The 23,813-nt window shown below is 37.7% G+C and carries 25 protein-coding genes and 1 riboswitch; of the genes, 7 read left to right on the top strand and 18 right to left on the bottom strand.

Annotated features, from left to right (window positions below):
* The 5 genes from ACFVR1_RS06415 to ACFVR1_RS06395 all read right to left on the bottom strand — a co-directional run bounded on the left by ACFVR1_RS06415 (nucleotide 1) and on the right by ACFVR1_RS06395 (nucleotide 6,705).
* Entirely contained in the window at nucleotides 1-1,470 is a 1,470-nt protein-coding gene (locus tag ACFVR1_RS06415) for an adenosylcobinamide amidohydrolase (protein ID WP_387581855.1), read from the bottom strand.
* Nucleotide 1,471: 1 nt separating this feature from the next.
* Nucleotides 1,472-2,455, bottom strand: a complete 984-nt coding sequence (locus tag ACFVR1_RS06410) for a FecCD family ABC transporter permease (protein WP_387582434.1) — start codon at nucleotides 2,453-2,455, stop codon at nucleotides 1,472-1,474.
* Between the two features lie 4 nt (nucleotides 2,456-2,459).
* Nucleotides 2,460-3,428, bottom strand: coding sequence for an ABC transporter substrate-binding protein (locus tag ACFVR1_RS06405; protein ID WP_387581853.1), 969 nt, complete (start codon nucleotides 3,426-3,428; stop codon nucleotides 2,460-2,462).
* A 127-nt stretch (nucleotides 3,429-3,555) separates the two neighbouring features.
* A riboswitch (cobalamin riboswitch) is annotated at nucleotides 3,556-3,695 on the bottom strand.
* 922 nt (nucleotides 3,696-4,617) lie between these two features.
* Complete coding sequence (argS, locus tag ACFVR1_RS06400; protein WP_387581850.1) at nucleotides 4,618-6,285, bottom strand: arginine--tRNA ligase; 1,668 nt, start codon at nucleotides 6,283-6,285, stop codon at nucleotides 4,618-4,620.
* Entirely contained in the window at nucleotides 6,286-6,705 is a 420-nt protein-coding gene (locus ACFVR1_RS06395) for a YwiB family protein (RefSeq protein WP_387581847.1), read from the bottom strand.
* Between the two features lie 144 nt (nucleotides 6,706-6,849).
* Here ACFVR1_RS06395 and ACFVR1_RS06390 point away from each other — a divergent pair, with 144 nt between their 5' ends.
* Nucleotides 6,850-7,929, top strand: a complete 1,080-nt coding sequence (locus ACFVR1_RS06390) for a diguanylate cyclase (RefSeq protein ID WP_387581844.1) — start codon at nucleotides 6,850-6,852, stop codon at nucleotides 7,927-7,929.
* A gap of 114 nt (nucleotides 7,930-8,043) precedes the next feature.
* Here the strand turns inward: ACFVR1_RS06390 and speB are convergent, their stop codons facing one another.
* Complete coding sequence (speB, locus tag ACFVR1_RS06385) at nucleotides 8,044-8,916, bottom strand: agmatinase (protein WP_387581842.1); 873 nt, start codon at nucleotides 8,914-8,916, stop codon at nucleotides 8,044-8,046.
* A 4-nt stretch (nucleotides 8,917-8,920) separates the two neighbouring features.
* Nucleotides 8,921-9,754 carry a spermidine synthase gene (speE, locus tag ACFVR1_RS06380; RefSeq protein WP_387581839.1) on the bottom strand — a complete coding sequence of 278 codons (834 nt, stop codon included), beginning with the start codon at nucleotides 9,752-9,754 and terminating at the stop codon, nucleotides 8,921-8,923.
* Between the two features lie 167 nt (nucleotides 9,755-9,921).
* Between speE and ACFVR1_RS06375 the strand changes: the two genes are divergently transcribed.
* The gene (locus ACFVR1_RS06375; protein ID WP_387581836.1) at nucleotides 9,922-11,991 is read left to right on the top strand and encodes a transglycosylase domain-containing protein; all 2,070 of its coding nucleotides are present in this window, start codon (nucleotides 9,922-9,924) and stop codon (nucleotides 11,989-11,991) included.
* A gap of 205 nt (nucleotides 11,992-12,196) precedes the next feature.
* On the opposite strand, the gene ACFVR1_RS06370 is transcribed toward ACFVR1_RS06375, so the two are convergent.
* Complete coding sequence (locus ACFVR1_RS06370) at nucleotides 12,197-12,358, bottom strand: hypothetical protein (RefSeq protein WP_387581834.1); 162 nt, start codon at nucleotides 12,356-12,358, stop codon at nucleotides 12,197-12,199.
* Between the two features lie 61 nt (nucleotides 12,359-12,419).
* Nucleotides 12,420-12,935 (bottom strand): YwhD family protein, encoded by a 516-nt coding sequence (locus ACFVR1_RS06365; protein WP_387581831.1) that lies wholly within the window; start codon nucleotides 12,933-12,935, stop codon nucleotides 12,420-12,422.
* Nucleotides 12,936-13,001: 66 nt separating this feature from the next.
* Between ACFVR1_RS06365 and ACFVR1_RS06360 the strand changes: the two genes are divergently transcribed.
* A complete protein-coding gene (locus ACFVR1_RS06360; protein ID WP_387581828.1) occupies nucleotides 13,002-13,187 on the top strand; it encodes a 2-hydroxymuconate tautomerase in 186 nt (61 codons plus the stop codon).
* Between the two features lie 359 nt (nucleotides 13,188-13,546).
* Here ACFVR1_RS06360 and ACFVR1_RS06355 read toward each other — a convergent pair whose 3' ends face one another.
* The 3 genes from ACFVR1_RS06355 to ACFVR1_RS06345 form a co-directional block, all read right to left on the bottom strand.
* Nucleotides 13,547-14,062: a YwgA family protein gene (locus tag ACFVR1_RS06355; protein WP_387581825.1), complete on the bottom strand. Its 516-nt coding sequence runs from the start codon at nucleotides 14,060-14,062 to the stop codon at nucleotides 13,547-13,549.
* Between the two features lie 13 nt (nucleotides 14,063-14,075).
* Nucleotides 14,076-15,371 carry an HD domain-containing protein gene (locus ACFVR1_RS06350; protein ID WP_387581823.1) on the bottom strand — a complete coding sequence of 432 codons (1,296 nt, stop codon included), beginning with the start codon at nucleotides 15,369-15,371 and terminating at the stop codon, nucleotides 14,076-14,078.
* 128 nt (nucleotides 15,372-15,499) lie between these two features.
* A complete protein-coding gene (locus ACFVR1_RS06345; RefSeq protein ID WP_387581821.1) occupies nucleotides 15,500-15,727 on the bottom strand; it encodes a YuzB family protein in 228 nt (75 codons plus the stop codon).
* Nucleotides 15,728-16,054: 327 nt separating this feature from the next.
* On the opposite strand from ACFVR1_RS06345, the gene ACFVR1_RS06340 reads away from it, so the two are divergent.
* The gene (locus ACFVR1_RS06340) at nucleotides 16,055-16,678 is read left to right on the top strand and encodes an RsfA family transcriptional regulator (protein WP_387581818.1); all 624 of its coding nucleotides are present in this window, start codon (nucleotides 16,055-16,057) and stop codon (nucleotides 16,676-16,678) included.
* A 163-nt stretch (nucleotides 16,679-16,841) separates the two neighbouring features.
* Here the strand turns inward: ACFVR1_RS06340 and lipL are convergent, their stop codons facing one another.
* Nucleotides 16,842-17,684, bottom strand: a complete 843-nt coding sequence (gene lipL, locus ACFVR1_RS06335) for an octanoyl-[GcvH]:protein N-octanoyltransferase (RefSeq protein WP_387581815.1) — start codon at nucleotides 17,682-17,684, stop codon at nucleotides 16,842-16,844.
* 12 nt (nucleotides 17,685-17,696) lie between these two features.
* On the bottom strand, nucleotides 17,697-18,641 hold the full coding sequence (gene pta, locus ACFVR1_RS06330) for a phosphate acetyltransferase (RefSeq protein ID WP_387581813.1): 945 nt from the start codon (nucleotides 18,639-18,641) through the stop codon (nucleotides 17,697-17,699).
* A gap of 152 nt (nucleotides 18,642-18,793) precedes the next feature.
* Between pta and hemQ the strand changes: the two genes are divergently transcribed.
* The 3 genes from hemQ to gerQ all read left to right on the top strand — a co-directional run bounded on the left by hemQ (nucleotide 18,794) and on the right by gerQ (nucleotide 20,413).
* Nucleotides 18,794-19,543, top strand: a complete 750-nt coding sequence (gene hemQ / locus ACFVR1_RS06325) for a hydrogen peroxide-dependent heme synthase (protein ID WP_387581811.1) — start codon at nucleotides 18,794-18,796, stop codon at nucleotides 19,541-19,543.
* A 153-nt stretch (nucleotides 19,544-19,696) separates the two neighbouring features.
* Entirely contained in the window at nucleotides 19,697-20,065 is a 369-nt protein-coding gene (locus ACFVR1_RS06320) for a cell wall hydrolase (protein WP_387582431.1), read from the top strand.
* Nucleotides 20,066-20,083: 18 nt separating this feature from the next.
* Nucleotides 20,084-20,413, top strand: coding sequence for a spore coat protein GerQ (gene gerQ / locus ACFVR1_RS06315; RefSeq protein WP_387581808.1), 330 nt, complete (start codon nucleotides 20,084-20,086; stop codon nucleotides 20,411-20,413).
* A gap of 1,022 nt (nucleotides 20,414-21,435) precedes the next feature.
* Here the strand turns inward: gerQ and ACFVR1_RS06310 are convergent.
* The 4 genes from ACFVR1_RS06310 to ACFVR1_RS06295 form a co-directional block, all read right to left on the bottom strand.
* On the bottom strand, nucleotides 21,436-21,816 hold the full coding sequence (locus ACFVR1_RS06310) for a DUF423 domain-containing protein (protein ID WP_387581806.1): 381 nt from the start codon (nucleotides 21,814-21,816) through the stop codon (nucleotides 21,436-21,438).
* Nucleotides 21,817-21,854: 38 nt separating this feature from the next.
* Nucleotides 21,855-22,088, bottom strand: a complete 234-nt coding sequence (locus ACFVR1_RS06305; RefSeq protein WP_387581804.1) for a YwdI family protein — start codon at nucleotides 22,086-22,088, stop codon at nucleotides 21,855-21,857.
* A 213-nt stretch (nucleotides 22,089-22,301) separates the two neighbouring features.
* Nucleotides 22,302-22,958 carry a uracil-DNA glycosylase gene (locus tag ACFVR1_RS06300; RefSeq protein WP_387582429.1) on the bottom strand — a complete coding sequence of 219 codons (657 nt, stop codon included), beginning with the start codon at nucleotides 22,956-22,958 and terminating at the stop codon, nucleotides 22,302-22,304.
* A 3-nt stretch (nucleotides 22,959-22,961) separates the two neighbouring features.
* The gene (locus tag ACFVR1_RS06295) at nucleotides 22,962-23,711 is read right to left on the bottom strand and encodes a DUF4230 domain-containing protein (protein WP_387581801.1); all 750 of its coding nucleotides are present in this window, start codon (nucleotides 23,709-23,711) and stop codon (nucleotides 22,962-22,964) included.
* Between the last annotated feature and the right edge of the window lie 102 nt (nucleotides 23,712-23,813).

Below are 23,813 nucleotides of genomic sequence, written 5' to 3'. Positions count from 1 at the left end.
TTACACCCATCCTTTTGCTTTTTTATAAATTTGAATCGCTTCTACGGTGCATTCGTAAACGCCTAGTCCAATTTTTTTACCTATTTCCGTAATGGGACCAGCGTATGGAATATGGATTCCTTGTTGAGTTGCTGCTACTAATACACTATCAGTGGATGTACCTGTAGCTATTGTACCAGTACGTGGATCTTTAACTTGTTCGAAAGAAAGCGCTTTTGTTTTAGCTTCTGTAGCCGTTATGACAGATTGAATAAAAGCTTCATCCGAAAGTTCTCCGTTCACAATAATCCATGTATTAATCGTCCCGATTGCCGGAAACATTTCTACTTCATGTGCTCTTGATACGTCTACCGCATTTCCAACACCTGCAGTTACCATGATGACGATACTGCCAAAAGGTGTATCGTATTCTTTTATTACCGCGTCCTTTGTATTAACTGCAGTCATCATTCCAACTGTATCCGCTTCAGAAAATCCATTATTCGTAAGGTATTCTAACATTTCTTCTTGGACATTATTACAGGCATAGTTGGCGTCCACTCTTCTGTTGACGAAGTTTTTATACCAACCACTACCTGCATTGATTACCGCAGATGACCAAGTTTTTAGCTGGGTTTCTCCTTGGAATACAACAAGTTCTCCTGTAATCTGAAAATTTTTAGTTGTAATTAGTTTATCATTCTTCTTTTCTTTCACATCTGGAAGAATCGTAATTTGCGGTTTAGGACGTTCGGGATGCGGATTTGTACTGACACGTGCTTCATAAACCGTTTCAATTTGACTTTTTGTTACTACTTCATGTGGTGCTCCAATTACTTTTATTTCTCCATGATCCATTAATAACAGTCGATCACAGTAAATAGAAGCAAGATTTATGTCATGAAATACGCTAACAATTGTAATTCCTTTTTCGATTGCCTGTGTTTTAATTGTATCAAGCAATTGCTTTTGGTGTGCTATATCCAGGTGATTTGTAGGTTCATCCAATAATAAAATAGGTGCTTGTTGCGCAAGTGCTTGGGCAACAAATACACGTTGTTGTTCTCCCCCAGATAACATGTCTAAAAGTTGATGTTCGTATTTCTCCATTGCTGTTAATTTCATTGCCTCCACAACGGCGGCTTCATCTTCTTTGGACCATGAAGAAAACCAACCACTTTGATGAGGATATCGTCCAAGTGAGACCGTATCTCTCACTGTATGTGAAAATGCATGACTATGTAATTGTGGGAGGACCGCCATTTTTCTAGCTAACTCCTTGGAAGAGTAGGCTGTTAAAGATTTACCATCAATGTAAACTTCTCCTGACTCCTTTGGTTGAATTCCGCTCATCATCTTCAATAAAGTGGATTTCCCGCTTCCGTTTGGACCTAAAATTCCAAGCATCTCTCCCTTTCCTACTTCAAAGGAGACGTTTTTAACGATTAATTTTTGATCGTAACCACCAGATAATCCTTCAATTTTCAACATTTTAAACGCCTCCTTTTCTTCGTTGTCTAAAGAAAATAAATGCAAAAACAGGTGCCCCAATAAAAGCTGTTATAACGCCAATCGGAAGCTCTGTTGGGGAAATAATTGTACGTGACACTAAATCACATACGATGAGCAGTGCCGCTCCGTTGAGAAAACTTAGTGGTAATACATGTCGATTATCCGAACCAAATAAAAGCCTTGTCATATGCGGAACAACTAGACCTACAAATCCAATCGTTCCAGAAACCGCCACGGCTGTTCCCGTTAACATAGATCCGCCTATTAATATCATCATTTTTCGTTTTTTCACATTTACTCCCAAATACCTCGCTCGTTCTTCCCCAAATAGCATCGCATTTAACTCTCTTCTATTCAGCCATAATAAAAATGAGCCAATGATGATAAAAGGTAATGCCATTTGAACAAAACTCCAACCACGCATCGATACACTTCCAAGAAGCCAGCCAATAATTTGGCGTAACTCTTCTCCGGTAAGTGCAATCATTAGAGAAATTACTGAGCCTAGAAAAGAACTGAAAATGATTCCTGTTAAAATAATGGTTTCCATTTTCATTGCTCGATCAACTAGTTTGGCGAATGAAATAACAAGGAGCATCGTAACTAGTGCGCCTATCATACTAAAAATTGGTAACGTATATATACCTAAAAAAGGCACCGAAATACCGAAAAAGAGCGTAGCCACGGCGCCTACTGAGGCACCGGACGACACTCCTAACGTATAAGGATCGGCAAGCGGATTTTTAAATAACGCTTGAAAAGCAGCACCTGCAATTGCTAGTGATGCACCAACTAGCCCTGCAAGTACAACCCTTGGCATGCGAATTTTCCAAACTATATTGGTAGCAATTTCGTCTGCTCCCGTATCCCATAATGTGCTGATCGGTACCTTTACGGATCCGACCGATACACCTAGCCAAATCGCTACGATTAAAGTAGCAATAGACAAGATGTAGCCGATCATGGCTTTACTCACTAAACGCCTCTGGATAGATTGCTTTCGCTACTTCTTCTAGTCCATCCGCAAGACGAGGACCTGTACGACTTGTTAAGTTTTCATCCACTTGCACAACTTCATTATTTTTCACTGCATTAATCGTATCAAATCCAGGACGAGCTTTAACACTATCAACAATTCCGTCTACATAACTATACATTACTAGGATTACATCTGGATTACGGCTAACAATTTCTTCTGGCTCGATTTTAAACCAACCTTCTTGGTCTGCCGCAATATTTTCCGCATTCACCATATTTAAAATTTCTTGCATGAAAGTTCCTTTACCAGGAGTGTAAATATCCGGAACATCTGATGTTTCGACGAAAACTGTTTTCTTCGTTTTTACTTTTGCTATTTTTTCTTTCACTTCTTCTACTTTTACTTTCATACCTTCTACAATTTTTTGTGCTTCGGCTAATTTTCCAGTTGCACGACCGATTTGTTCAATTGTTGTATATGTTTCATTGAAGTCTGCTGCATTTTTCACAACAAACACTTTCACACCTGCATCACGAAGTTGTTGTAGACCAGCATCACCTGAACCTAACATTGACTCATGTGCAAATACGATATCTGGATTCATCGACACAATTTTTTCCACATTAAATTCAATACCACCGATTTTCTCTTTTTCAAGCGCTTCTGCAGGATAGTCGTCATAATCGTTTACCCCAACAATTTCATCATTCAATCCAAGTGCAAATAATATTTCAGTATTACTTGGCATCATAGAAACAATTGTTTCTGGAGCTTTTTCTAAAGTGATCTCGTTGCCAACTGCATCTGTAATTGTTAGTGGGAAAGTTGCTTCTTTTACAGCCGTTTCTTGTTGTGTATTATCTTTATTATCTACTGGTGTTGCTTCTTTTGCCCCACATCCAACTAGCAATAATACTGCTAATGCGGATGCCATCCATAATTGCCACATCTTCTTCATCTGTCATTCCTCCATTTTTGTGCAAATAAAAATCTCTCGTCCAATGAACGAGAGATAAAATAGGTATAAATCTGCTAGTTTATGTATATAACAAGCTGACTTACACGAACCTATCCTCGTAGGTACAAAAGTGTAACACATAAAGGCAGGTTTTCTGACTCGTGATAGAGTACTATCACATACAGTGGCGGGACCGCGCTGGGTTTGAACCAGCTTCCCTTTTAACTCACTAGTAAACTAGCAAGCACCTTTATGTTCAAAATATTCATGATGCATCGTTTTCATTATACCTTAAATCGATTTGTTGTCGACATCGATTTTTGAAGAACGGGCTGGGAGTGTGAAGATATCGTTTTCCAACTAACGTGTTCATTTTTCCAATTTAATGCTATTTCACATAAGAAAAGTGCAGGTGCCCTTTAAGAGCATCTTGTCTTCACCGATTCCTAAGTGCTTTGGACGAAACATCCACTACACTATTACCTTTGAAATTATGTAGCTGGAAGTGACGCTGTCACTTCCAGCTACACTTTTTTCGGTAATCTTGTGGTAGATATTTGTCCGTCGCCCTCTTAGAACTTGTGAAGACATGATGCGTTTGGTTTGGATAATTAGAGAAAAAATACTTTCTTACTCTTTTTTGAAAGAATAAAATAATACCGGGGATTTCCGTTTCAGGTGGACGCGTTCCGCGGGGTGAGCGATGAGCTATCACCGCCGCTACGCGTTCGTTGTGATAGCTCATCTGTCTCACTCATCCCGCTGGAGTCGCCACCTTTCACTACAATCCACGAAGTGAGTAGTACCTAACAAGAAGTTTTAGAACAGTTTATCGCTAAGAAGATAGAATTAGTTAAATTAAACGCAGTAATCATACCATCCAGTAATTAGGATTGTTTTCCTCTTAAGGCGGACGCTTGCAAGTTAGGCAAGCATCAAGCCGCCGCTTCCTCTGCTCCTGAACAAACTCGTCGACTCACGAAATCCTTTAATAGCAAGTAGCACAGAGATAATCGGTGGCACTAACAAATTTAGTAGCATCCGATAATGAAGCGCAGTGCTTCCGAAATGGTATCTTCGGAAGCTTTTATAATATTATGAACACTAGTTTCACAGGACAATTATCCATATACTTTCTCATCTCGCAAAAAAAACACTCCGACCGAGGTCGAAGTGTTTCGTTTCATAATTACATTTTTTCTGGAGCAGCTACTCCTATTAAACGAAGTGCATTTGCGATTGTTTGGCGTGCTGATGTTACAAGTGCAAGACGTGCTTCTGATAAAGGGATGTTTTCCGCATTTAGTACTTTATCTGCATTATAAAAACTGTGGAAAGTTGCAGCTAGTTCTTGGATATACGTTGCAACACGGTGAGGTGCACGAAGTTTTGCAGCATCCGCTACAACTTGTGGGAAGTCACCGATTTTTTTCAATAGGTCTAATTCTTTTTCACTTTGCAATAAATCAAGTGAATCTGTAGAAGCCTTCATCTCTTGAGTTTCTGCTGAACGTAAAATGGAGCAAATACGTGCATGTGCATATTGTGCATAATACACTGGGTTTTCATTTGATTGAGAAACAGCTAAGTCTAGATCGAAATCCATATGCGAATCACCTGAACGCATGCCGAAGAAATAACGAACTGCATCCAGTCCAACTTCTTCCACAAGCTCACGCATTGTAACTGCTTTCCCTGTACGTTTACTCATTTTCATTTTTTCGCCGTCTTTATACAGCTGAACCATTTGAATAACAGATACTTCAAGTTTTTCACGCTCATATCCAAGCGCTTCAATTGCAGCCTTCATACGTGGAATATACCCGTGGTGATCTGCTCCCCAAATATTGATCAGTTGGTCGAAGCCACGAACTAATTTATCTTCATGGTATGCGATGTCTGGCAATAAATAAGTGAAGGAACCATCACTTTTTATCAATACACGGTCTTTGTCATCTCCAAAAGTAGTAGAACGGAACCAAGTTGCTCCTTCTTCTTCAAAAATGTGACCATTTGCTTTTAATTTGTTGAGAGCTACCTCAATTTTACCGTCTTCGTATAATGAAGTTTCAGAGAACCAGTTGTCAAAGCCAACACGGAAATCTGCTAAATCTTTTTGTAATTTAGCAAGCTCCACTTTCAAACCGTGTGCACGGAATGCCTTATAGCGTTCCTCGTCTGACATTTGCACAAATTTATCCCCATGTTCTTTTACTAGAGCAGCTGCGATATCAATTATATCTTGCCCACGATATCCATCTTCCGGCATTTCCTTATCTAAGCCTAAAGCTTCGAAATAACGAGCTTCAATAGAAACAGCAAGATTATGGATTTGATTACCAGCGTCATTAATATAATATTCACGAGACACATCGTAACCAGCGAAATCTAATACATTACTTAAGGAATCCCCTACCGACGCACCTCTCGCATGCCCTAAATGTAAGTCACCAGTTGGATTTGCAGAAACGAATTCGATTTGAACTTTTTCTCCTGCACCAGAAGAAGTACGTCCGTAATTATCATTTTCCATTAGGACGGCTTTAACTACTTCTTGTAAATAATCTTTACGAACAGTGATATTCATGAATCCAGGACCCGCAATGTCGATTTTCTCCATCATTGTTCCGGTCATATCGATGTTCTCTACAATTGCTTCTGCAATTTGACGAGGGTTTCTTTTTGCAAGCTTTGTTAATTGCATCGCAATATTCGTTGCATAATCACCATTTGCCTTGTCTTTTGGTGTTTCTAAATGGATTGTAGGAAGTTGTTCTTCTGTTACAAGTGCTGCTTTTACAATCGCATTTTGCAATGCCATTTTAATTGATTGTTGTACTTTTTCTACCGCGTTCATTTATTTCGCCTCCGTATAAATTAGTTCCAATATATATGTACCTGTCACTTCATCATTTATTAATAGCTCATATTCCACTTGAAAAAGACCATCTTCAAAATGCAACTGCTTCGTATTTGTTGTGATCATTAATGTGCCATAAACGGTGTCATAGCTTCCTGTTTGAAGCTCTCCATTTTCAAATGGCAATCGCATTTTAACTCCGCCACTTCGCATTATTAGAGCTGATTTTCCGCTAAGTTTCAAGGTTGTTCGAACATTTTTTTCATCCTGCACTTCTTCGTAAACTAAATAAGGCTGATTCCCTTTTAAGATTAGTTCTCCTGTCGTTTTAATATCCAAAGTTTCTTTTTCGACATCAGGATGATGAATTGTTGATAATAAACGAATATTTACTCGTTTTTTTTGTGGTTGGGACATTACTTTCATCCTTTAAAACATTTTTTCTATAACCTTTTTATTATAAGGCTAAAAGCTTACTAATAACAACTAATCAAAAAGAAATTCACTATTTTTTTGGAAGAGGTTATAATATACCAAAGATATTTTAAGAAGGTGAAAGCAATGTTATTAGGCTTTATTGTTAATTTTTGTATTTTATTCACTTTTGCAATTCTTACCTATATTCCTTTTCAAAACAAATTAACTGTTTTTATTCCATCGCCAAAATATCATCCATTTTTACTTGGTGTACTAAGTGGGTTAACTGGATGCGTGTTAATGTTAACGTCTGTAAGAATATCCGAACATGTAATAGTTGATGCCAGAATGGCTGTCATCTCATTATCAGGAGTTTTAGGCGGCCCTTTAGCCACAATACTAAGCGGAATAATTATCGGTTTGTTTAGAATGTTTTTTCACGGATTTTCTATACATACACTTATAGCTGGAGGCAACACAATTATTGTTTGCCTTGTCATTGGTTATTGCATTTCGAAAAAGCCGATGACGTTTAGAAATGCCTCTTATTATTTTACTTATTCAATAATTCAATCTTCAGTAGTGATTTGTTATTTAAATGACTGGTCATTATCAGGAGTTTTACCTCTCATAGGTTTTATAGTGTTCTCCTTTGTTTCATTTTCCATTGTATTTATAATTTTGATTCAACTAAGTAGTTTATTCGATAAAATTCACAAAATTGAAGAGATGTCTGTGACAGATTATTTAACAGGGTTAAATAATAATCGAAAGTTCCAAGAACATGCACAAAATCTATTAAAAACAAATAATAAATTTTCTCTTATTTTACTAGATATTGATCATTTCAAAAAAGTAAACGACACATATGGACACCCAATAGGCGATGAAGTATTAAAAGAATTAGCCCTTCGAGTCAAAGATGCGACAAATTCTTGTGGAGGGTTTGTTTCTCGAAATGGTGGAGAAGAGTTTTCAGTCCTACTTCCAAATATAGAATCATCAAAAAGTATAATAATAGCAGAAACAATTAGACAAGCAATTGAGAAAAATACTTTTCATGTTTCCACTGGCGAACAGTTAACTATTACAATATCTAGCGGAATTAGTTCTTATCCAGAAAACGGAAAAGCGGTCATGGAACTATTTAAACTTGCGGATGATGCCCTTTATATTGCAAAATCGTCAGGAAGAAATAAAGTAGTTCATATTGATCAAAGATAATGTTTCCATTTAGTGTCTTAGCAAAACCAAAAAACGTGATGCCTTGGTAAAGGTCATCACGTTTTTTATATCACCATTTCTTAATAGTTGTCCCAGAAAAATAAAAATCGCTTTCTATTTTACCCAACCTAAAATCATTTCACGTAGTAACTTTGATGCTGTGTTTGCAGTTTGTTCAGAAGAATCATAGATTGGGGCAACTTCAACTAGGTCGAAGCCAACTACGTTTACTCCTGAATTTGCAATTGCATGGATGGAAGCTAGTAGTTCGCGGCTAGTGATTCCTCCGCAGTCAACTGTTCCAGTTCCAGGTGCATGTGCAGGGTCTAATACGTCAATGTCTATCGTGACATAGACAGGACGACCAGCAAGCGTTGGTAGCACTTCTTTCAAAGGTTCTAGTACTTCGAATTTGGCAATTTGCATGCCATTTTCTTTTGCCCAGTCAAACTCTTCTTTCATGCCAGAACGAATTCCAAATGAATAGACATTTTTTGGACCGATGTATTCAGCTATTTTACGAATTGGTGTAGAGTGTGAAAGCGGTTCTCCCTCATATTCCACTCGTAAATCAGTGTGCGCATCCATATGAATAATCGCAAGGTCTTTGTAGTTGTCTGCTACTGTTTTCATAACTGGCCATGATACTAAGTGCTCGCCACCCATACCTACAGGAATTTTCCCATCTTGCATAAGTTGGCGAATAAAACCTGCAATTAGATCCAAACTTTTTGATGCGTTTCCGAATGGAAGTGGAATATCTCCAGCATCAAAATAGTTCACATCATCTAGCTCACGGTCTAAATACGGGCTATATTCCTCTAGACCAATAGATACTTCACGAATACGTTGCGGACCAAAGCGTGAGCCTGGACGATAGCTTACCGTCCAGTCCATTGGCATGCCGTAAATAACTGCCTGCGCTTCTTCGTAATTTTGCTTACTTTTGATAAATACATTTCCTGAATAAGCTTCATCAAATCTCATCGGCTTACTCTCCTGCAAGGTCTTTCACAAATTTCGGTAAAACAAATGCTGCTTTGTGAAGCTCTTTTGTATAATATTTCGTTTCTATATCAAAGAATTGCTCATCCGGTACTTGAAGTGGATCGTATTTTTTCGAACCAATTGTGAAACACCAAAGTCCACTTGGGTACGTTGGAATATTCGCCAAGTACATATTTGTAATAGGGAAAATTTCTTTCACGTCTTTTTGTACTTGTCGGATTAAATCAGCTTTAAACCAAGGATTGTCCGATTGTGCAACGAATAATCCATCTTCTTTAAGCGCTTTAGAGATTCCTGCGTAGAAACCTTTTGTAAATAAATTCACTGCAGGTCCTACTGGCTCAGTTGAATCTACCATAATTACATCGTATTCATTCTCTGATTCAGCAATATGCATGAAACCGTCGCCAACTTGAACTTCCACGCGTGGATTTTCTAGTTCGCATGCAATTTCTGGTAAATATATTTTAGAGTACTCGATTACTTTTCCATCTATATCAACAAGTGTTGCTTTTTTCACTTTAGGATGCTTCATAATTTCACGGATTACTCCACCATCCCCGCCTCCAACAACTAATACGTTCTCTGGATTAGGATGTGTAAACAAAGGAACATGTGCAACCATTTCATGGTACACAAACTCATCTTTTTGTGACGTCATAACCATACCGTCTAAAAAGAGCATATTCCCCCACTCTTCGGTTTCTGCCATTTCTAATAGTTGAAAATCCGTTTGCTCCGTATGAAGTGTACGTTTCACCTTCATTGTGATGCCAAAATTCTCGGTTTGCTTTTCTGTAAACCAAAACCCAGCCATTTATCTATCTCCTCTAACTATATAGTTTGTGTACTTTTAAAAAAAAATAAATACAAAGAAAGTATAGAGGTTTTTGACAAAAGTGCAATACTTTTTTCTTCTTCTGTTTAATTTGAATCTATTGTTCTCATACTAATAAAAACATTAAAAGAACGGAGTAGATTTTTATGCGTCGTGTACAACACCGAAAAAAAGTCAAACGATCAAAACGCATGAAAAGTTTTTTTCTACTTAGTATTGCTGCTATTTGTGCCATATCCGGTGCATTGGTGACTCTTCGTATTTATGCTCAAATCGTTGGTGCACCTATTATTCAGGTACCTATATCCTCTGTATTTTTGGATAATCAAGGAAATGTTATTGGAGATCGATTTGAAGAACAGAGACGTTATTGGGTTGCATTGGATGAAATTTCCCCTTTCCTATCTCAAGCCGCAATTGCAGTGGAAGACAAGGATTTTTATAAGCATCACGGATTTGATTATTCCCGAATTGCTTCTGCTATTTTAAAAGATGTAAAAGCAGGCAAAAAAGTCGAAGGGGCAAGCACAATTACACAACAATATGCACGAAATTTATTTTTAACGCACGAAAAATCGTGGAATCGTAAAATAAACGAGGCATTATTTGCGTATCGATTAGAAATTTTTTACGATAAGGAAGATTTATTAGAAGGTTATTTAAATACCGTCTACTTTGGACATGGAATGTACGGTGTAGAAGCAGCAAGTAGATTTTATTTCGGAAAAAGTGCAAAAAACGTAACACTTTCAGAAGCCGCGTTATTAATGGCTATTCCAAAAGGACCGTCCCATTACTCCCCTTTGGTAAATGAAAAGAAAGCTGTGGACCGACAAAAACTTATTTTAAAACTTATGGAAGATCAACAATTAATAACAACAGCTCAACGTGAAAGAGCTAATGAAGAAAGATATGTATTGAAAGCTGAAGATTCCGTTGTAACCAAGAAAACCGCTCCTTACTTTTTAGAAGAAGTTTGGAAAGAAGCAAGCGAAATTGTAAGGAAAAAAGGCCATCGCATTGAAGAAGGTGGTTGGACTATTGAAACGACTTTAAACAGACAACATCAACAAGCAGCAGAAGAGGTAATTGAAAAATGGATGCCAAAAGGTGAGCTTCAAATAGGGTTTGTTAGCATGGAGCCTAAAACTGGATATGTAACTGCTATGGTTGGTGGTCGCAATTTTGCTGAAAGTCCTTTTAACCGAGTAACTCAAGCAAAAAGACAACCCGGTTCCACGATCAAACCATTACTATATGCTGCTGCACTTGAAAACGGATTTTCACCGTTGACGTACATGAAGAGCGAACAAACTATCTTCACATATGATAATGGACGACGGGAATACGAACCGAAAAATGTAAATGGTGAATTTGCTGAACATCCGATTTCTCTTGCTCAAGCACTTGCTATTTCTGATAATATTTATGCAGTAAAAACGTTTGAAAAAATAGGCTTTAAACCATTCCAACAATTAATACAGAGATTTAATATCGATATGGATATTAAAGATACTCCGGCAACTGCACTTGGAACATCTGAAGTATCTCTTATTGACATGACGAAAGCATATAATACAATTTCTGATAAAGGAATTCAAAAAGAACCTACTTATATAACCAAAATCACAACTAATAAAGGCAAAGTAATCTACGACATTGAAAATGAAAAACCGAAAGAGAAGAAGGTATTGTTGGAACAGGATGCATTCTTATTATCACATTTGCTTACCGGAATGTTCGACCCAACTTTTAATGACTATTCTCCAGCAACCGGAAATAGCATTCGTTCTAAACAATCACGACCATACGCAGCTAAATCTGGTACAACAAATACGGATCAATATATTATTGGATTCTCTCCCCAATTAACCGCTGGTGTATGGAATGGCTATGACCAAGGTAAACAAGTGAGCGATGCAGAAGCTAAGCAAGTAACGAAGCAAGTTTGGATAGAATTTATGGAAAAGTCTCATCAAGGATTACCAGTGGAGCCGTTTATTTCTCCTCCTGGTGTACGTGGAGTTATTGTTGATATCGAAACCGGTGGAATCGCAACGTCAGCTTGTAAGAAACAGCGACTCATCTACTTAAAGGAAAAAGACATCCCAACAAAATTATGTACAGATCCAAATTTGAAACCACAAACCTTTGAAGATAAAGAAAAATATGACAACAGTTGGTCCATTTTTCCCTTTTCCTTTTTTGGAGAATAAAAAAAGATGGAATTAAGTTCGACTTGGAGAAAGCAAGCTAACGCCACCCAGTAAATGGCACTTCGAGAACAATTTTGGGCTATGCGAGACCAAATCGTATCTACCCGAGACCAAATTACAAAAGTCGAGACTAATTCAACCATAACCGAGACCAACGACCAAATAGGAATTTTCACCAAAAATAAAAAGCTTTCTAATACCTAATTTAGGTAATAGAAAGCTTTTTCCTAGTGAAGTATTGCATTGAGCTTGCTGAATCGGAATGGGTTGTCACGATGTCTACATGCCCAAGCATGATCACTTTCACTAAGTGTCCTAGCATTACTGTGAAGTAAGCTTTAACTAGATTGTACTTTTTTTTTGGCATTTATTCAACCTTATAAAACCATAATAGACATTTGTCACTATTTGGTCAGAATTAAATAATATTAGATTTTTAAATCGTCATGTAATTTTTCATCGCTTCGATTCCACATATCTTTATTATGATTTTGTAAAAAATCACTTAGTATATTTTTAGAACGATCATCCATAAAGTCCACAAGAATTTGCCTTTTCATGGATTTATCCATTCGATTTACATGATCTGCGAGTATTTTATAGCCACGACGTTTTTCACGATTAATAACCATTTCACATGCCGTAACCCCTGCATAATATGGACCTTCTTGTTTTTGGTCAATTGTCACCCAAACTAGCCAGTATGGTTTTCCACCCTCTGAATCTTCTCGATTGGTCGTAAATTTAATACCCCGTTCTGTATCACTTCTCGCATGCATCGCGCCAATCTCTACTCTTGCAACGCCTTCTTCAACGTCTATTATTACTGGTGATACATTCTCTAGCGAAAGAGAACCAATTCCAAATCCTTTATGTCCGTCCGTCGGATCGTTTTTTATAATAGTGAAGCCTATTTTTTGTTTTGGTTTTTCTTCATTACCCATTCGAAAGTTCCCTCCGTTCTGTTATGATACTAGTATACAGAAAAGTTCCCTAAAGGAGGAAATGAAATGCCATATGTAACAGTAAAAATGCTCGAAGGTCGTACTGAAGAGCAAAAAAAAGCTCTTGTTGAGAAAGTGACAGCTGCTGTAGTTGAAACAGCAAACGCTCCTGCGGAAAACGTTGTAGTTTTCATTGAAGAAATGTCTAAAAATCATTATGCAGTAGGCGGAAAACGCTTTAGTGATAAATAATCAAAATCGCCCCCCTTTTCATAGGGTAGGCGATTTTTTATTTATATTAACTTATAGTGAAGCTTATTCGACCGATTTTTATACTTATTCAACCGATTGTTATGCTTTTTCGACCGATTGTTAGGAACATTCAACCGATTATTGCAATTATTCGTCCCTTTCGTATCTTTTCTCGTACGAAGAGGACACTTATAGAGATGCTCCTGCGGTTACTCGTCGCAGAAAAAAATTTGCTCCTGCGGTTACTCGTCGCAGAAAAAAATTTGCTCCTGCGGTTACTCGTCGCTGAAAAGTTTTAAGCGCTCTAGCATTGCCTTGAGGGGGCAAGTACGCCGCTTCGCTAAATCTGCAGTGCCATCCTATTGGATAGCTCGCTCATTCATCAGATTCATTACAAAGTTAAATGCTTCTTCTATTTCATCTTCTGAAAAATTTAGTTTTCCTTTTACAACATGAAGCTTTTCGATTTGTTGCTCTTTTGGCATATTGTCGAAGTAGAGTAACGTGGAAACAAGTTCAAGAAATCTTGAGCTTTTGTTTTTCATCTGATTAATACAAGAATTTAATGCTGGGCTTACTTCTTGCACTTGGGCCATTTGCGTGAAATGCTCACCAGCATCTGTCATTTGATATTTATATTGTACATAAGAGCCTTTGTCTTGTCTTTCTTCATATAAAAAGCCCATGTTACATAGTTCTTCCACTCGTAAAGTTAGCTCTTCTGAGTAAGGACCATATACATGAAATTCATACTTTTCTTTGTAGGAGTATTGTAGTTTTTTTGCAATGTAAATCATTTTTTGTAGTTTTTTTCGTCCAGTAATCCCGTCTGCTGCTCCGATAAATTGTACAATTTTTGCATGTTCTTCTAGCAACGCAAACCCACCTTTACTTTAACAACTCTAAGATTTGTTTTTTCAATGCTTTTTTCTTTCCGTCTTCTGTTAAAAAATCTTCCGGAAAGTACAACTTATGATCTGTTCGTCGTTTCCCTGAAATTGCCTCTACTATTTCTGATTCACGTGAAAGTTCTCGAATTTCTCCTGAAGGCATAAGTAAATGGATTGGAATTCGTTCCCCTTCTTCTCCAGGTCGATAAAAGTCATAAGGCAGATCAGAAGACGAATCAAAAACCAAATAATATTCTGGATCTATACCCGCTTTTTTAAATAATAACTCTAGCTCTTTCATCTTCGTATAATCCTTCGCTAAATCAAATTCTATATATTGAAAAAGTTTGCGATTTACAAACCTATCACATAAATCAGCTAATATTGGGTCTTTTTCGTTCATCCACAGCTGAAAATAGGTCATTAAAATACCTTCATCTAATGCAAGATACTCTTTCAACGAAAAACTTCCATCAAAGAAAGATTTAAAATGAGTAGGTTGTTGTTCAAAATCATATCCCATCTCACTTAATGCCTTAGCACGATGTAAGATTTTCGTTAATATCACTTCAGCACTTCGAGAAACTGGATGAAAATACACTTGCCAATACATTTGATATCTACTCATAATGTAGTCTTCTACCGCATGCATTCCGCTTGATTTAATAACGACTTGATCTTCACGAGGACGCATGACTCTCAAAATTCGCTCCATATCAAAATGACCATAGCTAACGCCTGTAAAATAAGCATCTCGCTGTAAATAATCCATTCGATCCGCATCAATTTGACTGGATATTAAGCTTACAACTTGTTTGTTTGAGTATGTTTTTGCAACAACATCCGCTACTTTTTGTGGAAAATCTTCACTAACTCTTTTTAATATTTCATTTACTTCGGTATCCCCAAGCAATATAGCACCAGTAAACTTTTCATGGTCTAGCCCAAACACATTTTCAAAGGCATGTGAAAATGGACCATGTCCTAAGTCATGTAGAAGAGCCGCACATAAAGCTACTAGTCTCTCAGAAGCATCCCATTCTGGACGCCCGCTAAAACTATCATCCACTATTCGACGAACAATCTCATATACTCCAAGAGAGTGATTGAAACGGCTATGTTCTGCACCATGAAAAACTAGATATGTAGTTCCCAGTTGTTTAATCCGGCGAAGTCGTTGAAATTCCTTCGCTCCGATAACATCCCAGATAACTTGATCTCGAACATGAATATATCGGTGAACTGGGTCTTTAAACACTTTCTCTTCTGCAAGCTTTTGCGTTGCATAGCTCATTTAGCCACCTCCATTATTATTCATTCTATTATAAAGAAAAAAACCGCTCTTTGAAAGGCGGCAAAAGTTCTGATTACACTGTCGGCTGTTCTTCGCACGGGAGATGGTAGCTCGGATAAATGAACTCCCTACCTTTCTAGTTTGGCACGTACTTTTTCCATTAATTCGTCTTCTGAAAGAGCTGCTACTGGACGATTATTAATAAATGCGAACGTCTTTTTTCGCCCTGGCCCGCAGTAGGATTGGCATTCTTTTATTTCAATTTCTGCTTCCGGATCTATCGCCTTTAGCTTTGGTATTAGTGATTTTAAATTAACTGCCTGGCATTCATCGCAAACTCGAAAATGGTTTCCCATATTTCTACAACTCCTTCATTAATAATGCTTCAGCGTAATTGTATCCAAACTCTGAATTGTGCTTAAACCTGATAATTCAGGTCCGATAGCCGTTGCCACAGGAGGCAGCACCTCATCCAGAGTTCCACATTATTGGACATTGGACACCATCTCACCACTTTTATAATAGGAGACTTCCACTGAAACACGTTAATAGTAATAGTCTACAGGTCATTGTATCTTAAAGCTTATATTGCTATCAAGTGTATTTTAAGTGAATAAAAGAGCAGTTAGTTGTCCATTATGTTAATAGAACAACGAAACTATGAACATGGTAGGAGGACAAAAATGGTAAAAATAAGACAAGATGCTTGGATGGATGAAAACGATGAAATGCTAGCAGAGATGGTGCTAAGACACGTTCGGGAAGGAAGCACACAATTAAATGCATTTGAAGAGGCTGGGGATGAATTAAATCGAACAGCTGCTGCATGTGGATTTCGCTGGAATGCTGTCGTTCGCCATCAATACGAAGCAGAATTAAAAGAAGCAAAAAAAGAACGAAAAGAAAAGCTTCGGATATTAGGTAAAGACTATAGACGAAGAGGGAATGGTATCTATTTAGCGAAACCAGCTGAAAGCGGCGAACGCACAACCTCTATTCCTGTTTCTGCATTATCAATAGATATTATTATCGCATACCTCGTTCGATTACAGCATAGCGATTCGGATATTTCGAGATATCGCCATTTGGCTACTATCTCAAATGAAAAAATTCGTAAACTAGAAAGCGAACTTGCAAAACTAGAAAAAGAAAATGCTGCAATTAAACAAGATTACGAGCAATTCGTCCAAATTATGAATCGTGCAAGACGACTAGTAACTTTAAATGATGAAGAGATTCCATCTGTACCTGTATTTCAAATGGAGAAAAACGGCAACTTAGTATCAAAAGAACCACCAACTATTTAACAACATTCAGCAGGAATCAATCCCTGCTGAATTTTGTTATATGTCTATGTGGCATAAGGATTCCAACTGGAAATCCTTGGTTTAAGTTAAAAATACGAAATCTTTCTATCTAGACTCAAGCGCAAGCATACAGCCTGTAAGGGCAATAATAGCGCTTGCGTTTTTATTTTTTTTGGAGCATCTTTTTATTTCTATCTACTACCCTTTGCATATAAAACTGATAGAGTTCCATTTCATCTTGTGTAACAGATTGGGACACTACGTTTGGAGACAAATGTTGTAATATTTGTTGGATTCGTATGACAATATCTTCGACTGTAAAATTTGTATGAAGCAGTTCATTCAAAGAGGCCATCACTTTTGGGTTAATTACTGGATAACTAAACTTTGTGTTTTCACCTTGAACTCCTATTTCGTAAAATTGGCGAATCAAATCTGCTCTCTCGCTTCCACTGCCTTCAATGCATAAATAAACTTGGACTGCGATACCTTGTCGAAGTCTACGTTGCGAAATTCCAGCAAATTTCTTTCCACCAATACTTAAATCATATGAACCTGGACAGTACGAACCTACAATTTCATAAGCTTCTATTTTCCCATCGGCTTCTGGAAATAAAATCCTTACAAATTCTAGCATTACTTCATAACCAGTAGAAATATCAATAGACTGCTCATTTTCCGATAGAACAATCGAAACATTAAGCACCCCATCATCTAAAACTACTGCAAGACCTCCCGAATTGCGCACAATAGGAGCAAACCCTTGTGTACGTAAGAACTCCTGTGCATCTTCCACAAATGGTAGTCGGTGATCTTGTATTCCCAATACAACGGTGTTCGTGTGTACCCAAGTTCTAATCGTTGCTGGGGATTGCCCTTGTCCAACTAAATGACAGAGTAGGTCATCTGAAGCGAACGATTCCAATGCGGATCGACTTTTTCCACTAAGCGATTGATCCCAAAACCGCCAACTTTTTTGTTGTAATAAAGATTCTATTTGAGACATTTATTTAACTCCCTATTCTAATGCTTGCGCTGCAGTAATATAAACTAGTTTGTATACATCCTCTGCTGTACAACCACGTGACAAATCATTTATTGGCGCGTTTAAACCTTGTAGGATGGGTCCGATAGCTTCGAATCCACCTAAACGCTGCGCAATTTTGTATCCAATATTCCCAGCATCTAATGAAGGAAATACAAAAACATTTGCATCTCCGTTTACTTCTCCATTTGGTGCTTTACTTGCAGCGATCGCTGGAACAATGCTTGCATCAAATTGCAATTCACCTTCAATTGTAATCGATGGTGCTAATTCTTTAGCTAGTTTAGTTGCGTTCACCACTTTTTCTGTTTCCTCTGAGTGTGCAGATCCTTTTGTAGAAAAGGATAGCATGGCAACTACTGGTTTTATTCCAAAGGTAGCTGCAGTTTTCGCACTTTCCACAGCTATTTCCGCTAATTCTTCACTTGTCGGAGCAATTGTAATCGCACAATCGGCAAATACATAACGAAGATCATTTTTTACCATGATAAATGCACCGCTCGTTTTCGTGATGCCTGGTTTTGTTTTGATTATTTGAAGTGCAGGTCTTACAGTTTCGGCTGTAGTATGTGCTGCTCCACTTACTAAACCGTTTGCTTTTCCAGTATAGACAAGCATCGTTCCGAAATAATTGACGTCTTTCAAAAGCTCTCTTGCTTCAAGCTCTGTGATTTTCCCTTTGCGACGCTCTACCAATGCCGACACGAGCTTGTCCATTTCTTCATATGTTTCGGGGTCCATAACAGTAAGATTTTTAGGAATGTTCTTGGAAGAACTAATTACGATAGGTTTAATAATTCTTTCAGCTTGTAGCTTTTCAGCTGCTCTTATAATTCGCTCGTCTGTTCCTTCGGGTAATACAATAGTTATATTGGCTCCGCTTAACTTATGTTTTATTTCTTGAAATAAATCAGCCAAATGTGCCCCTCCTATTGAAGTTCTCGCTATTTTAAGCATACACGAGTTTGTCACAGATTGTCATGTGAAAATACGTGCAAAACGGGAAAAAGTGGTGGTTGTATGATACACTAAAAATGCGAAATTTTTAATTAAAAGGAGTGTCTTCCTCAATGAATGAAGCAGCAATAACACTAGATGGTTGGTACGTTTTACATGATTTCCGCCAAATGGACTGGACATCATGGAAACAAATAGATCCAGAACTTCGAAAACAAGCAACAGATGAATTTGTCGCATTTTTAGATGAATTACAACACGCAGATGATGCCAAAACAGGTGCACATGCATTTTACACAATCGTTGGCCAAAAAGCAGACTTCATGTTAATGACATTGCGCCCAACAATTGACGAACTTCAGGAAATAGAAGCTAAATTTAATAAACTAACGATTGCCGACTTCACCATCCCTGCTTATTCTTATGTTTCCGTAGTTGAATTATCTAACTACTTAGCAGGTGAATCCAACGAAGATCCGTATCAAAATCCACATGTACGTGCTCGTTTATATCCAGAACTTCAACGTTCACAATACATTTGCTTCTATCCAATGGACAAACGTCGCAATGGCGAAGATAACTGGTATATGCTTTCAATGGAGGATCGTCGTGCACTTATGGCGAGCCACGGAAAAATTGGTCGCGGCTATGCGGGTAAAGTAAAACAAATCATTTCCGGTTCAGTTGGCTTCGACGATTTCGAATGGGGCGTAACTTTATTCTCAGATGATGTTCTTCAGTTTAAGAAATTAGTTTATGAAATGCGTTTTGATGAAGTAAGTGCGCGCTATGCAGAATTCGGTTCCTTCTTTATCGGGACAATCCTTGCTGGCGAAAAACGTGGAGAGTTTTTTAATATTTAATCAGTATCTGACTGCATTTAATGCAGTCTTTTTTATTTGCCCTGATTGCTTTAGGGTATTATGTTCCAATTCATTGCATAGTGTATTGTAGGAGGTGATGTATTGGCAGTAGTTCGTTCTACGGCGAAAGAATTGGATTTACTTGCAAGATTAATGCGTGCAGAAGCGGAAGGTGATGGAGATCTTGGAATGCTACTGGTCGGAAATGTTGGAGTAAACCGAGTTCGTGCTGACTGCTTAGACTTCAAAAATGTCCACAATTTGGAAGATATGGTTTTTCAGAGTCCCGGTGGATTTGAAGCAACAACAAAATCGTATTTTTATCAGCGTGCACGGGAGAGTGATAGAAAACTCGCAAGGCGTGTGATTAACGGAGAACGTTTTCATCCTGGAGAGCGTTCTTTATGGTTTTTTGACCCAGGTGGAGATTGCCCTGCTCAGTGGTTTAACCAATGGAACACTGGACGTTTTAAAGCACACTGCTTCTACTCCCCTTCAGCTGAGGATTGCCCAAGCATTTAATTTAGAAAGGATGTATGAATGGTTCAATATTATTGGTACCCCGGAAGCTATCCACAACAACAGCAACAACAAATGACCCCACCAAACGTTCAACTACCCGCTGCTAGAAGACGCCAGGAAGAATCCTATGTCGAAAACATTTTGAGAATGAATAAAGGAAAGCTTGGCACATTCTATTTTACATTCGAGCACAGCAAAGAACATAACTCCAAAGTAATTACAGGTTATGTTGAAGCTGCAGGCCGAGATCACGTTATTATTAGTGATCAAAGCGGTAAAAGATACTTAATTCTAATGATTTACTTTGACTATGCAACATTTGATGAAGAAATTAATTATGGCTTATGAGAAAAGAAGGCTTATCCGATATTGAGGATAAGCCTTTTATAAATTAGTCTCGTTCCTATGCAAATGAATCTCTTATTTTGTAAAGTTAATGCCGATTAGATGTGAATTGGTTGCTTTCACGTTGCAACTGGTCTCGCTCTGCCAGTTACTAACTGTTTATAGATAATAATTACTGGCATATTAGCTAAAGCTTTGCTTATATACAATATCTCACACAGAGTTAACTCTTTATTGTGAGAAATGGTCTCAGTTGTAGATGAATTGGTTGCTCTTTCCCCCTATTTGGTTGCTCTTGCATGTGAATTGGTTGCTTTCACGTTGCAATTGGTCTCGTTCTGCCAGTTACTAACTGATAATAGATAATAATTACAGGCATATTAGCTGAAGCTTTGCTTATAAATAATGTCTCACACAGAGTTAACTCTTTGTTGTGAGAAATGGTCTCGGTTGTAGATGAATTGGTTGCTCTTTGCCCCTATTTGGTTGCTCTTGCATGTGAATTGGTTGCTTTCACGTTGCAACTGGTCTCGCTCTGCCAGTTACTAACTGTTTATATATAATAATTACAGGCATATTAGCTGAAGCTTTGCTTATATATAATATCTCACACAGAGTTAACTCTTTATTGTGAGAAATGGTCTCGGTTGTAGATGAATTGGTTGCTCTTTCCCTCTATTTGGTTGCTCTTGCATGTGAATTGGTTGCTTTCACGTTGCAATTGGTCTCGTTCTGCCAGTTACTAACTGTTAATAGATAATAATTACAGGCATATTAGCTGAAGCTTTGCTTATTTATAATGTCTCACACAAAGTTAACTCTTTATTGTGAGAAATGGTCTCGGTTGTAAATTAATTGGTTGCGAATTAGTATAAATTGGTCTCGCTTACGAGCAAATAGGTCTCGTCTACATAGCATTTAGTCTCGAAGTGCCGTATAGAAAACAATTTCAACAAACATTTATAAGATAGCAATTTTCTCACAAAAAAAGACCAAATCTATTATAGATTTGGTCTGATCAACTATTAGTTCGCAAATTTTGCTGCTGCAACGATTAGTAAGATCCATCCTACTAAAAACGCAACGCCTCCGATTGGAGTGATAGCACCTAAAATTCCGACTCCTGTTAAACTTAATACGTATAGGCTTCCAGAGAATAAAACGATTCCGACTAGGATTAAATATCCTGCTGTATTCAAGGAAGTGACATGTCCGAGTAATTTACTGCTCATTAGAATGCCAATTGCAATTAACGCAAGTGCATGAAACATTTGATATTGAACTGCTGTTTCCCATATGGCTAAATACTTTTCAGATAGTCGTTCTTTTAAAGCGTGTGCACCAAATGCGCCTAGTGCTACAGATAAAAACCCATTAATCGCTCCTGCAATAATAAAAAATTTCACTAAACTCTCCCACTTTCTGCGTTAGCTATTGAATAAGATCAAAAATCAAATAATGATTCACCGTTGGCATCGTTTTCTTTTATTGTTATTGGTTGTGTCGCGATTACTGGTGTTGACTGGATGGGATTGACTGATGCAGTAGAATCCAATACTACATCACATAATGCACGAATGGCAGCAAATACCTCTCGTGTAGTCTGTCCATTAGTTTCCATTTTCGCTTTATGTATTTGTTTTTCAATTTGATTTAAAATTTGTTCATTTGAAATCATCTTTTATGCCCCTCCACTTGCTTTGGTTCGAATTTTAAACAGTCCATGTTAGAGGTACGTTTTACTATTGTGGATGGAAGCTCTTTTGTTTTAAATCCATAAGCCTTACAACCACGAGGATTACTGGCATCCCATGTAGTAAAAAAGTGTCGGCATTTAAAACAATTCACAGCCATTGCACTCCCCCACTTTCCATTCCATATAGTAGCATAATTACAGACAAAAATCGATTGGCGTCTCTCCCCATGCATCTAGTTGTGCATTTATTTTAGAATATGGCTTGCTCCCTAAAAAACCTCTATGTGCACTTAACGGGCTCGGATGTGGGGCTTCTAAAATTGCATGTTTACTTGTATCGATTAACTTCTTTTTCGCTTGTGCAGGTTTTCCCCATAAAACAAAAATAATGGGATTTTCTCGTTCTGATAACTTTTTAATTACTGTATCCGTAAACGTTTCCCAGCCCATTCCTTTATGGGAATTGGCCTCACTTTTCCGAACAGTTAATACCGTATTTAACAATAAAACACCCTGCTCTGCCCAGCGTTCCAAATATCCACTTGTAGGTGTTGGACAACCCATATCGTCCGAAAGTTCATTAAACATATTGCGTAAGCTAGGAGGAATTGGTACTCCTGGCTTAACGGAGAAGCTCATTCCATGCGCTTGTCCTTCTCCGTGATATGGATCTTGACCAAGAATCACCACTTTCACTTTATCGAAAGGTGTAGAACGAAAGGCATTTCCAATATCAGTTCGTTCTGGATAAATCGTTTGTTCTGCATATTCTTTATCTAAAAATGCTTTTAACTTCATAAAATATGCTTTTCTTCGTTCTTCTTCTAGAATCTCTTCCCAACTCAACACTATGCATCACTCCTTAAATTGTACCTGTACGTCATAGTCTACTAATTGGAACATTTCTTTCACAGATTTTGCTGCGTTTGCTTCTGCTATTTGCAATAACCCTTGCCCAGTAGTCTCCTCGATCATCATTTCTTTTGCAGTTTCTGCTAGGTCATATGCTTCTTTAATATCCGCTTTTTCACGAAATAATCCTTCATATGAAAATACTTCTACTTTATCGAATAAAATCTCTGGACCACCTAAAAATTGCGCCTTGGGCAATGTAAGCTTCGCTGTTTTATTCTTCTCGTCTACTTTTATATCAGACTCTGTCACTTGCGAAAAATCGACTCCGGCCCTCACTGAACCAGGCACTACAACTAAAAGCTGTCTCTTCGTTCCAGGTAAATCAATACCAATTTCTTTTCCAAATAATGCATTATCTTGTCGTTCAATAATTACTTTTGTAAATGCTTGAGCTGTTGATAACTCATTGAGAGCTTGTACTTGCTCAACAAACGAACCTTTGTGTTCCGTATATGTACTTCCTTTTATTGCCCAAAAAGCAGCAAATGGTAATGCTGCTAGAAGTAGAAGAACAATTAGTGCAATCGCAAAGAAAGATTTAAATCCTAGTTTATATAAAATACGGCGTACTTTCCAAAATCCAAATCCTCTTTTGAAAGGAGTTTCTGCAATTGTAGCGGCTGTTTCATTTTGTGCTTTTAATTCTTCTAGTAATTTTTCCATCTCACGAATTTTATCGTTATTACGCATGTCATCCCTCTTTCCCTCTCATTCTACTACGTTAACAGTAACGAAAAGTTTCTCTATTAACAACTATTCGATACATGGTACGATGAAAAAAAGGGGATGTGC

The sequence above is a fragment of the Psychrobacillus sp. NPDC058041 genome (assembly GCF_042885655.1).
Taxonomy (GTDB): domain Bacteria; phylum Bacillota; class Bacilli; order Bacillales_A; family Planococcaceae; genus Psychrobacillus.
The sequence above is the reverse complement of the archived record's forward strand: the minus strand, read 5'-3'. Positions and strand labels throughout refer to the sequence as shown.

Excerpts from the sequence above, each read along its gene's own strand:
- ACFVR1_RS06415 (WP_387581855.1), bottom strand. The coding sequence starts at position 1,470 with ATGTTGAAAATTGAAGGATTATCTGGTGGTTACGATCAAAAATTAATC.
- ACFVR1_RS06410 (WP_387582434.1), bottom strand. The coding sequence starts at position 2,455 with ATGATCGGCTACATCTTGTCTATTGCTACTTTAATCGTAGCGATTTGG.
- ACFVR1_RS06405 (WP_387581853.1), bottom strand. The coding sequence starts at position 3,428 with ATGAAGAAGATGTGGCAATTATGGATGGCATCCGCATTAGCAGTATTA.
- argS (WP_387581850.1), bottom strand. The coding sequence starts at position 6,285 with ATGAACGCGGTAGAAAAAGTACAACAATCAATTAAAATGGCATTGCAA.
- ACFVR1_RS06395 (WP_387581847.1), bottom strand. The coding sequence starts at position 6,705 with ATGTCCCAACCACAAAAAAAACGAGTAAATATTCGTTTATTATCAACA.
- ACFVR1_RS06390 (WP_387581844.1), top strand. The coding sequence starts at position 6,850 with ATGTTATTAGGCTTTATTGTTAATTTTTGTATTTTATTCACTTTTGCA.
- speB (WP_387581842.1), bottom strand. The coding sequence starts at position 8,916 with ATGAGATTTGATGAAGCTTATTCAGGAAATGTATTTATCAAAAGTAAG.
- speE (WP_387581839.1), bottom strand. The coding sequence starts at position 9,754 with ATGGCTGGGTTTTGGTTTACAGAAAAGCAAACCGAGAATTTTGGCATC.
- ACFVR1_RS06375 (WP_387581836.1), top strand. The coding sequence starts at position 9,922 with ATGCGTCGTGTACAACACCGAAAAAAAGTCAAACGATCAAAACGCATG.
- ACFVR1_RS06370 (WP_387581834.1), bottom strand. The coding sequence starts at position 12,358 with ATGCCAAAAAAAAAGTACAATCTAGTTAAAGCTTACTTCACAGTAATG.
- ACFVR1_RS06365 (WP_387581831.1), bottom strand. The coding sequence starts at position 12,935 with ATGGGTAATGAAGAAAAACCAAAACAAAAAATAGGCTTCACTATTATA.
- ACFVR1_RS06360 (WP_387581828.1), top strand. The coding sequence starts at position 13,002 with ATGCCATATGTAACAGTAAAAATGCTCGAAGGTCGTACTGAAGAGCAA.
- ACFVR1_RS06350 (WP_387581823.1), bottom strand. The coding sequence starts at position 15,371 with ATGAGCTATGCAACGCAAAAGCTTGCAGAAGAGAAAGTGTTTAAAGAC.
- ACFVR1_RS06345 (WP_387581821.1), bottom strand. The coding sequence starts at position 15,727 with ATGGGAAACCATTTTCGAGTTTGCGATGAATGCCAGGCAGTTAATTTA.
- ACFVR1_RS06340 (WP_387581818.1), top strand. The coding sequence starts at position 16,055 with ATGGTAAAAATAAGACAAGATGCTTGGATGGATGAAAACGATGAAATG.
- lipL (WP_387581815.1), bottom strand. The coding sequence starts at position 17,684 with ATGTCTCAAATAGAATCTTTATTACAACAAAAAAGTTGGCGGTTTTGG.
- hemQ (WP_387581811.1), top strand. The coding sequence starts at position 18,794 with ATGAATGAAGCAGCAATAACACTAGATGGTTGGTACGTTTTACATGAT.
- ACFVR1_RS06320 (WP_387582431.1), top strand. The coding sequence starts at position 19,697 with ATGCGTGCAGAAGCGGAAGGTGATGGAGATCTTGGAATGCTACTGGTC.
- gerQ (WP_387581808.1), top strand. The coding sequence starts at position 20,084 with ATGGTTCAATATTATTGGTACCCCGGAAGCTATCCACAACAACAGCAA.
- ACFVR1_RS06305 (WP_387581804.1), bottom strand. The coding sequence starts at position 22,088 with ATGATTTCAAATGAACAAATTTTAAATCAAATTGAAAAACAAATACAT.
- ACFVR1_RS06295 (WP_387581801.1), bottom strand. The coding sequence starts at position 23,711 with ATGCGTAATAACGATAAAATTCGTGAGATGGAAAAATTACTAGAAGAA.